We start from the raw sequence: 9,608 nt of genomic DNA, 5'->3' as shown, positions 1-9,608 counted from the left end.
CTGGAAGCGGTGAAAACGGACTTGAGATAACCTGTGAGCCTGTCTTAAGTCAACAGGTAAGCCTTAAGTTGGTCAAGTGCAGATGGGTCTGGATTGGCTTCCCCGTTCTCCACTTTTTTCATTAAGTCCACGATAGCCTCGTTCATAGGAGTGGGAACTCCCACCTCTTTTCCCTTCTTAACGGCATAACCATTGAGAAAGTCCACCTCGGTTTGTCTTCCCTTTATCACATCCTGGAGAAGCGACGGACGAGCCGGTACACCTACCCTCCTAGTCTGTTCGGGGGTAAGAGATGTCTTCTGCAATGCTGCTGCTAATTTATCTTTCAATTTACTTATGGCATTCGTGTTGGTCGCTTCCGCAAATTCGTGCCCAGAAATTTCCCAAATTGGCTCTACGTCTACGCCGAGGGCATAGGCAACTCGCATTACTTCACAACCGGCAGTTACTCTGATTAAGTTGAGTGTGTTTCGCTGTTCATCATTCAATGAGGATATAGACGGGCCTACTAGTCCAGCGGTTGTATTCATCATGCAGTTAATAATCAATTTAGACCAGCGTGCACCCCATATATTGTTAGTTGCTTCGCTGGGACCGATGATTTTTAAGGAATCCGCAATTTCGGTGACCCTGGGAGTTATGATTCCTGACAGCTCGCCAACGATGAAGCAATGTGTGTTCAGTGGGGTAGTACGGACGATATGACCTGGTTCATATACGGCTGCGCCGATGATGGCTGGTACGCAGCCAACGGTTCGGTTGAAGCCTACAATACTTGCTACCAGTTCGTCATTCAATGAATTTTGAGCTGGCAGGATAAAACCGGTGGGTTTCAGGTACGGTTCTATCATGTAAGTTGACCACCGCGTGTCGTACGATTTAACCGATAGATATACTATATCGAACTGCTCTCGGACGCCGCTGATATCGCTCAGGTGAAGAGCCTTGGCTGGCACGGTGAACTCACCTTCAGTGTCCGTGAGTTTCAAGCCATCACTTCGAATCTTTTCTATGTGTGCCGCCCACTGGTCTATTAGTATGATATCGTGGCCCGCTCTTATTAAGTAAGCTCCTATAGTTCCCCCAATAGCCCCAACCCCCAATACTGCTATCTTTTTTTTCATAGCCCATCTCCTAAAAATAAATTTGTTCGACGAAAATCTTGCATTTGAATCGGTAGGAATATTATACCGCGAGAGATAAAATTGCAAATTGATAATATATCAAATCAATCGCTGTCACCGAGGTCTCTTAGTTTCCCGGCGGCAGCTGTCACTGCCTCCCTAGTGGCTGGGTCATCCTCCCATCTGCGGAAGAGCTCCGGCTCAATAACCAGGGAGTGGGCAGCCTCGCCTCTGACCTGGTACAGCCCCCCGATGCGGCACTCCTGATGTCGCCCGCAGCTAAGACAGGGAGGCGACTGCGAAATGTAGCGCACGATGTCCAGTATCTTGACGCCGAAACGTTGCAGGAACCATTGAAGATAGTCCACGCCGGCTTCTATATTATCATGCCCACAGACGACCAAGACGAAAGGCTTACTCTGGATGGCGCTATTGACATGACGATATCCGAAAAAGCGTTCCAGGAAGCTGAAACAATTGGCGTTGATGTTCCGGAAATAGACCGGACTGCCGATGACAACGGCATCAGCCTCCTTGATTTTCTGATAGTATGGCAGGAGGTCATCTTCAAAAAGACACACCTGGGGTTTGGCACAGAGCGGTACGCATCCTTTGCAACCTGAGTAGTTCAACTCGGAGAGCTTAACGAATTCATATTCGTGTCCGCTTCCGGCCATAATTGCCTCGACCATGCGGTCGGTATTACCCTCATGCCCGATGCCACCGGAGCTGAAGCCGATAACTTTCACGTTTCACCTCAAAAAAAATATAATCAAAACCAATTGTAGCAATATGAGCGCGACATGTACAATCCACAGGTAACAATCTATCTAAAGGGTCAACAAGGTGCTTGGATTAAAATGGCGAAGTGTTCTATACTAACTTCAAGACATTTGTTGACAATATTTCCGTAATAGATTATATTTTAGTGCCAAAATGTGAAAATAACCCAAAATATCACATTGGTTGAAGTGGTTGAAAGCCCCTAAGTTTGACATCAGTAATGGGGTTTTTTAAGATATTCAACGGCAGCAAATAATCAAGGAGGTAAAAATGGCAGAGATTAAGGTCGTGGGCACAGTAGCAAAGATTTTAAAAGAGGAGGGTGTAGACTGGTACGCCGGTGTTCACGGTGGACACGTCTGGCAGCTTCAGGTGGCCCTGGACAGGGCCGGCATAAAGTGCTATCACATGCGGCATGAGCAGTCAGGTGTCTACATGGCTGACGGATGGGCCAGAGCCAGTGGTAAAGTTGGAGTAGCCATAGGTACGGCTGGACCTGGCTTTGGCAATATGATATCGGCTATGTACCAAGCCTATCTAGCCCGGAGCCCGGTCATTTGTCTTCTCGGGCAGCATGCCACAGAAGAAGATGGTTGGGGCCCTTTCCAAGAGGCATATGCCGAGCCGTTATCCGGTCATTTCACCAAGTGGACCAGGCGGATAATTGACCCTTCTATGGCAGCTTACTTCACGCAGAAGGCCATCCGGGATGCTACAACCTATCCCTGTGGACCGGTGGGTCTTGAATTCCCAATAAACATCCAGGGACTGGTAGCCGGGGAGGAAGGTTCCTTACGAGGCTACTTGCCACATGGCCTCTGTGCCACTCCATCCCGACCAGCGGGCGACCCCCAAATGGTAGAAAAAGCAACGCGCATGTTACTTGAAGCAAAAAAACCGGTGATTATCGGTGGCGATGGTATTTACTGGTCTGATGCATCAGAGGAACTCAGGGAATTCGTTGAACTGCTTGATATTCCGGTACTGACGCGGAGAATGGGCAGGGGGGCCGTGCCTGAGGACCACCCCTTAGCCTTCGGCGCCGGCTTCCGAAGACCAATTCAGATGCAAGCGGATGTGATCGCCATCTTCGGCTTAAAAATGAATATGCTTGAGGGCTTTGGTATGCCACCACGTTTTCCAGTTGAGAATGTCAGGTATATCCAGGTATCTGAAGACCCTGAGGAACTTACAACCAGACTGTCCAGTGAGTTATCAATTTTTGGCAGTCCCAAGCCGGTCTTGCGGCAGATGATAGACTGCGCTAAAGACATGATGAAAAGTAAGCCGGACAGAAGCGAGTGGTTGAGCATAGTAAACAAGGTGAGAGAGGAAGACGAAGCTAAGGGAAAAGCGCTTATAGATGAGGTGCGCGATAACAAGCCTATTAATCCTCACTTCGTGGCGGCTGAGCTTTTCGATTTCCTGGATAAAGATGCCACTGTTATTCTAGACTCTTTTTGCATGGCCGGATTCGCCACTGACAAGATAAAGGCTTCCTTTGCCGGACAGATACTGGATGGCGCCACCTGGAGCGGTGTTGGCCACGGCGTGGGTATCGCCATGGGCGCTCAACTGGCCAGACCGGGGAAGCAGGTCGTCGACCTCCTAGGCGACGGCGGTATGGGTATTGCCGGCTTTGATATTGAGACTGCGGCTCGCTACAATATCCCGGCGTGTTACTTGCTTCTCAACAACAGCAGCTGGATGGGCTCCACAGCACAAAAGGAGATTCTGCCTGAGGACGTGAAGAATTGTGACTGGGGGATACTGCCCGATATCAGGTATGACAAAATATTCGCTGAGATGGGATGCCACGGTGAACTAGTTACCGAGCCACAGCATCTTAAGCCGGCACTGGAGAGAGCTTTTAATTCAGGGAAGACTTCTGTGATTAATGTCATTCCTGATAATACTGTTCTGGCACCTCAGCTTCAAGGCAGAATGGAGTACTACAGGAAACTTTTCGCTGGAGAATAGATGCCAGATTAGGCGTCTTTTGTGGAGCATGGGAGATTTGTTTGCCCATTAAGAGAAGAAACTGCATAAGGAGGTAACAGCAATATGGCGCGTCCATTAGAAGGAGTAAAGTGTGTATGTGTTATCATGTTTCAGCAGACACCAGTCGCGTTTAGCATGATGGCCGACCTGGGGGCCGAGGTAATTAAGATAGAACCACCGGAAGGTGAACTGGGTAGACAGCTTGGAGTGACACCCAAGTTCCCAATCAGCCCCTACTTTGAGACGAACAACCGCGGCTTCAAGTGTATAACACTGGACCTTAAGACAGAGAAGGCCAGAGAGATACTCTATAAGCTGGTGAAGGATGCCGATGTCTTCGCCCAAAACTTCCGTCCCGGCGTAGCCGAGCGTCTCGGCTGTGGCTACGAGGACCTGGTTAAGATAAACCCCGGTATCGTTTACCTCAGCGCCTCAGCCTACGGTCCAGACGGGCCCAATGCCAAGTTACCGGGAACTGACGGCATAGCCCAGGCGATGGGCGGCATTTGCTTTAGTTATGGCGAGGAAGGCAACCGCGTGACGACCGGGCAGATCGCTGTGGGGGACGAAACCGCAGCCTTTCATAATTTTCAAGCGGTAATGGTGGGCCTGTACCACAAGCTGAAGACCGGTGAGGGGCAGTTGATTGAGACTTCATTGCTTGGTAGCCAGATTCGCCTGATGGGCTTTTCTATGTCACGAGTTCTCATGACTGGTGAACAGATGCCACGTAGTCGAATGCGTTTCTTCACTGGCCAGGCACCGAACATGACTTGTACCTTCACTGACAAGAATGGCAAGCCCTTTATAATTCAGGTGCTTGGTGAAGAGCGCTGGCGGAAAGGCCTGGAGGCTACCGGTTTTGACAAGGAGCTGGACAGAATCGGTTGTGCCAGGTTAGGAGATATCGCGGCTTCTGCGGAGACCAAGAAGGCCTTCACAGATACTATGGATCGACTGTTTGCTACTGATACTAGGGAGCACTGGCTGAAGTTACTTCGTGGAGCCGATGTCATAAGCGCTCCGATTAACGATGTGGGTGAAGCCGCGGTCGACCCTGATGTCATCGCCAATCAATATATAATCGAGGTTGACCACCCCAGGGTTGGAAAAATAAAAGAGGTCGGTTTCCCCTGGAAGTTCCATAAGACCCCGGCCAAAGCCGGAATCGCACCCGAACTGGGTGAACACAACAATGAAGTGCTAAAGGGATTAGGCTATTCTGATGCGGATATAAAGCAGCTTAAAGAAGGGGGGATAATCTAAAACCTCGGGGCAATATCCGGAGAAACTCCGGTCTGCTCATATCATCTATTACCAGGACACCAAGGAACCCATCCGTAGAACAAGCATGGAGGAGCAGGAAACATGCCCCTCCTCCATGCTTTTCTTTGCTTTCTGTCATATTCACTGCAGCTAGCATATACTCTAAAGACGCAGGCCCTGAATGACATCGAATCTAAAATAGAGAGGGATTTGACAAATAAATATAACCAAGTAAAATCGTAATTACTCATTAATATATAAAGGAGGTCCTTGGTAAGTGGCAAAGAGAGAACAAATCGGTTGGGATGTATTTCCGGAAGAACACAAAGACGAATTAATGAAGAAGCATCTTTACTATGTTCCGGGAGTAGTCGTCAGCAACATAACAAAGCAAATATATGTTGCCGGGCAAAATGGACTTAGAAAAGATTCCGAAGGGCGGGTATTGAATGAAGGTGACCTTGAGGACCAGACGAGAGTAGCTTTGGAGAAAATGAAAACCATACTGGCTAATGCCGGAGCAACATTGGATGACGTTGTCCAGGTTACCGTTTTCCTCCGGGACGCGAGCCAACGTGATAAACATGCCGAAATCCGTGCCAAATACTTTAAAGAAAGACCGCCGGCAAGTACTCTCGTAGGCACAGACTTCATTTTTAAAGAAATGCTGGTAGAAATAAACGCCATAGCCGTTATTTAAGCCCATTACCAGACCTGAAGACAAAAGTTGATAAAAAAGGGAGGAGTAGAAATGAGCATTCTAGAGCAATTTAAACTGGATGGGAAGGTCGCACTGGTCACGGGCTGCAAGCATGGCCTTGGCAGAGCCATGACATTAGGGTTAGCTGAGGCTGGAGCCGATATCATTGGCGTAAGTGCCACCCTGGAAGAGTCCGGTAGCGATTTAGAGCAGGAGATAAGAGCTCTGGGGAAAAATTTTAAGGGCTATCGGTGCGACTTCTCAGACCGCAAGGCCCTGTATGACTTTATTGCGCGGGTAAAGTCGGAAAACAGTGTTATCGACATCCTGGTAAACAATGCCGGCACCATCATGCGCAAGCCGGCAGTCGAGCACCCTGACGAATACTGGGACAAAGTTATGGAGGTTAACCTTAACTCCCACTTCGTCCTGACCCGCGAGATAGGCAAGGACATGGTAGCCAGAGGCTCTGGCAAAGTAATCTTTACAGCATCAGCATTGACTTTCCAGGGAGGAATTCTGGTTCCCAGCTATGCCGCCAGCAAAGGTGGTATTGGTCAGCTAACCAAGGCGCTGGCTAATGAGTGGGCAGCGCATGGTGTCAACGTAAATGCCATTGCTCCGGGTTACATGGTAACCAGGATGGGAGAAGCACTTCACAAGGACCCCGTGCGCAGCAAGGCAATCCTCGACCGGATACCCGCGGGGTGCTGGGGAGAACCGGATGACCTAAAGGGAGTGGTCGTCTTTTTGGCGTCAGCAGCCAGTGGTTACGTGCACGGTGCCATTGTGAATGTGGACGGCGGTTGGCTCTCCAGATAGGGATTAAGGGAAAACAGTCACCGGTCGCGCCATGGCGGGAAACGGGGCTGGCCGGGCCTCAATGGCACCAGCTAAGCTGGTTCAAATCCGGCCCACGCTACCAGCCTAAGAGGTTGAAGCTATTGTAGCAGCTTTAATTTCGATATATTGAACAGGAGGTTTTCCTTTGATAAAAATCGTTGTGCCTGATGATGAGCCGCCAGTATTTGCCGGGACAGCCGAAGAAAACCGCCTCAAACAGCTGGGTGAAGTGTGTATCTATGACTCGCGGGCCTTAAGCGATGAAGAATTGTTAAATCGAATTGCCGATGCCGATATTGTAGTTAATATCCGCGCAACCAGCGTCTTCAGTCGAGATGTAATGAAGAATTGCCCGAAGTTAAAGTTAATATCCATATATGGGGTTGGGTTCGATAACGTAGATATACGCGCAGCATCGGACTTCAAGATAACCGTTACCAATACACCGGGTTACTCAGCCGTGGCAGTCAGTGAGATGTCATTAGCGTTAATGTTAGCTGTAGGTCGCAAAATAGCTCAGAATGACCGTACCCTTCGAGCCGGTGGATGGGCACGCGGCTATGCTTTGCAGCTTTCCGGCAAGACACTGGGAGTGATTGGTACCGGAAGTATTGGACAACGGATGATACAACTGGGGAAGTCCATCGGTATGAAGGTTATTGCCTGGACCTTTAACCCTTCACCAGAACGGTCTGCACAGCACGATGTTGAGTTTGTTGCCCTTGACGAGTTGATGCGTCAGTCGGATGTAGTATCAATTCATGTACTGGGCTCGCCGCAGACCAATAATCTTATCAGCAAACGCGAACTGATGCTGATGAAACCAGCAGCAATATTGATTAACACGGCACGTGGTTCCATAGTCAATGAACAGGACCTGGTAGAGGCGCTGACAAACGGTGTGATTGCCGGTGCCGGCCTGGATGTTTTCGCGCAGGAACCCCTGCCACCGGACCACCCACTGCGTAACCTGGATAATGCGGTCCTGTCACCGCACACCGCGGCTATGGTCCCGGAAGCCACACTGGCTGGCTTGGCCATGGCGGTTGACAATGTAATTCACTTTCTTCAGGGAAATGCCACCAATGTGGTCCAGCCTGCTCCCCAGCAATAACCGCCAGTATCGGCGGCGGTAATTCATCATTTTAGTAGCCGGGGTAGGATTCGACCCAACGACTGTGTGTGGCTGCAAATGCAATCTCTAATTCACTTGTGGTAAAATCGATAGAATATAAATCTGGAGGTGTTTTATCGTGAAAGTTAGTGATGCCATCGCGGAGATTCTCAAACTTGAGGGAGCTGAGTTTCTCAGTTGCTTCCCAACCACAGGCATCATAGATTCTTCGGCTAAAGCCGGGCTGCGACCTGTCGTTTGCCGACAGGAGCGTGTTGGCGTGGGCATCGCTGACGGTTACAGTCGCGTTACGAATGGGAAACGTCTCGGCGTCTTTGCCATGCAGTACGGCCCTGGAACAGAGAACGCCTTTTCAGGAGTGGCCACGGCTTATTCCGATTCAGTACCGGTGCTTATCCTCCCCTTGGGTCATCACCGGGAGCGGGCCTGGATAAAGCCTTATTTCAGTTCCATCCGTAGTTATGAGGCTATAACCAAGTGGATAGAGCAGGTTAACATAGCGGAACGAATACCTGAAGTCATGCGACGTGCCATCTCTCAACTGCGCACCGGCAAGCTAGGTCCGGTAATGCTGGAAATACCTGCCGATGTTGCCAATCAAGAAATAGAGCCCTTTGATTATCACCCGGTAAAGTCCTCACGGGCTGCTGGTGATCCAAATGATATAGATAAAGTTGCCCAAGTACTGGTGGATGCACGCTGTCCGGTTATCCATGCCGGTCAGGGGGTGCTCTACGCTGAAGCATGGAATGAGCTGGTAGAGCTGGCCGAGCTACTGCAGGCGCCAGTGATGACCACCCTGTTGGGCAAGAGTGCCTTCCCGGAAAACCATCCCCTCTCCCTGGGGACAGGTGCCCGTGTTATGACCAAACCGGTGCATCATTTTCTTGATAAGGCTGATGTAATCTTCGGCGTTGGTTGCAGTTTTTCCACTCATACTATGTCTACGAAAATACCTTCGGGAAAGGTAATTATTCAAGCCATCGCCGATGCTGGAGACATTAACAAATATTATTATACGGACTACCCCATCATCGGCGACGCCAAACTGGTGCTACAGCAGTTCATTGAGGTAATAAAAGAGCGACTTGGCAAACAAGGGCGCAAAGGTGATGGCAATGTCGCTCACGAAATAAAGAAGATAAAAGATGACTGGATGAAAGAATGGCTTGGCAAACTCACCTCAGACGAGGTGCCAATCAATCCCTACCGGGTCATATGGGAACTCATGCACACCATCGACCCGAAGGATGCCATCGTTACCCACGACGCCGGGAGTCCGCGCGACCAGTTGGTGCCATTTTATACAGCGACTGCTCCCCGCAGTTATCTCGGCTGGGGTAAATCACACGGACTGGGCACTGGTCTTGGACTTGCCATGGGTGCCAAGTTGGCCAAACCTGATAAAGTGGCCATCAACTTCATGGGCGATGCTGCCTTCGGTATGGTGGGACTCGATTTTGAAACTGCGGCGCGGAGTAGTATTCCGATTATCACCATCGTGCTGAACAACTCTACTATGGCGATTGAGACAGATCACATGCCCATCTCACACGAACGCTACCAGAGCCGGGACCTCGGCGGCAACTATGCTGATATGGGACGTGCCATGGGCGGTTATGGCGAAAGGGTGGAAAAGCCTGCCGATGTCGCACCGGCCATCCAGCGTGCCATCCGTGCCAATCAAGAGGAGAACCGCCCGGCACTGCTTGAGTTCATTACCGGCGAGGAGATAACTTTCCCCAGTTTTTAATTC

At 50.0% G+C, this 9,608-nt stretch carries 8 protein-coding genes; 6 read left to right on the top strand and 2 right to left on the bottom strand.

Going from position 1 to position 9,608, the window contains the following annotated elements; genetic code table 11:
* Positions 1-44: 44 nt before the first annotated feature.
* Both KKD83_03170 and KKD83_03165 read right to left on the bottom strand, forming a co-directional pair.
* Positions 45-1,124: a 2-dehydropantoate 2-reductase gene (locus KKD83_03170; protein MBU2535153.1), complete on the bottom strand. Its 1,080-nt coding sequence runs from the start codon at positions 1,122-1,124 to the stop codon at positions 45-47.
* 104 nt (positions 1,125-1,228) lie between these two features.
* Entirely contained in the window at positions 1,229-1,873 is a 645-nt protein-coding gene (locus tag KKD83_03165; protein MBU2535152.1) for a flavodoxin family protein, read from the bottom strand.
* 304 nt (positions 1,874-2,177) lie between these two features.
* On the opposite strand from KKD83_03165, the gene KKD83_03160 reads away from it, so the two are divergent.
* From KKD83_03160 to KKD83_03135, 6 genes are all read left to right on the top strand, one after another.
* Positions 2,178-3,887, top strand: a complete 1,710-nt coding sequence (locus KKD83_03160; GenBank protein ID MBU2535151.1) for a thiamine pyrophosphate-binding protein — start codon at positions 2,178-2,180, stop codon at positions 3,885-3,887.
* 84 nt (positions 3,888-3,971) lie between these two features.
* Positions 3,972-5,174, top strand: coding sequence for a CoA transferase (locus tag KKD83_03155; GenBank protein ID MBU2535150.1), 1,203 nt, complete (start codon positions 3,972-3,974; stop codon positions 5,172-5,174).
* 277 nt (positions 5,175-5,451) lie between these two features.
* Positions 5,452-5,874, top strand: coding sequence for a RidA family protein (locus KKD83_03150; GenBank protein MBU2535149.1), 423 nt, complete (start codon positions 5,452-5,454; stop codon positions 5,872-5,874).
* 57 nt (positions 5,875-5,931) lie between these two features.
* The gene (locus KKD83_03145; GenBank protein ID MBU2535148.1) at positions 5,932-6,696 is read left to right on the top strand and encodes an SDR family NAD(P)-dependent oxidoreductase; all 765 of its coding nucleotides are present in this window, start codon (positions 5,932-5,934) and stop codon (positions 6,694-6,696) included.
* Between the two features lie 166 nt (positions 6,697-6,862).
* Positions 6,863-7,831, top strand: coding sequence for a phosphoglycerate dehydrogenase (locus KKD83_03140; protein ID MBU2535147.1), 969 nt, complete (start codon positions 6,863-6,865; stop codon positions 7,829-7,831).
* A 139-nt stretch (positions 7,832-7,970) separates the two neighbouring features.
* Positions 7,971-9,605 (top strand): thiamine pyrophosphate-requiring protein, encoded by a 1,635-nt coding sequence (locus KKD83_03135; protein ID MBU2535146.1) that lies wholly within the window; start codon positions 7,971-7,973, stop codon positions 9,603-9,605.
* The last annotated feature ends 3 nt before the right edge of the window (positions 9,606-9,608 follow it).

It is taken from the genome of Chloroflexota bacterium (assembly GCA_018829775.1).
Lineage (GTDB): Bacteria > Chloroflexota > Dehalococcoidia > Dehalococcoidales > RBG-16-60-22 > E44-bin89.
Note: the sequence above shows the minus strand (reverse complement) of the source record. Positions and strands in the feature narration are given on the sequence as shown.

What these genes read in the sequence shown, in the direction of transcription:
- KKD83_03170 (MBU2535153.1), bottom strand. Translation starts at nt 1,124, where the DNA reads ATGAAAAAAAAGATAGCAGTATTGGGGGTTGGGGCTATTGGGGGAACT.
- KKD83_03155 (MBU2535150.1), top strand. Translation starts at nt 3,972, where the DNA reads ATGGCGCGTCCATTAGAAGGAGTAAAGTGTGTATGTGTTATCATGTTT.
- KKD83_03160 (MBU2535151.1), top strand. Translation starts at nt 2,178, where the DNA reads ATGGCAGAGATTAAGGTCGTGGGCACAGTAGCAAAGATTTTAAAAGAG.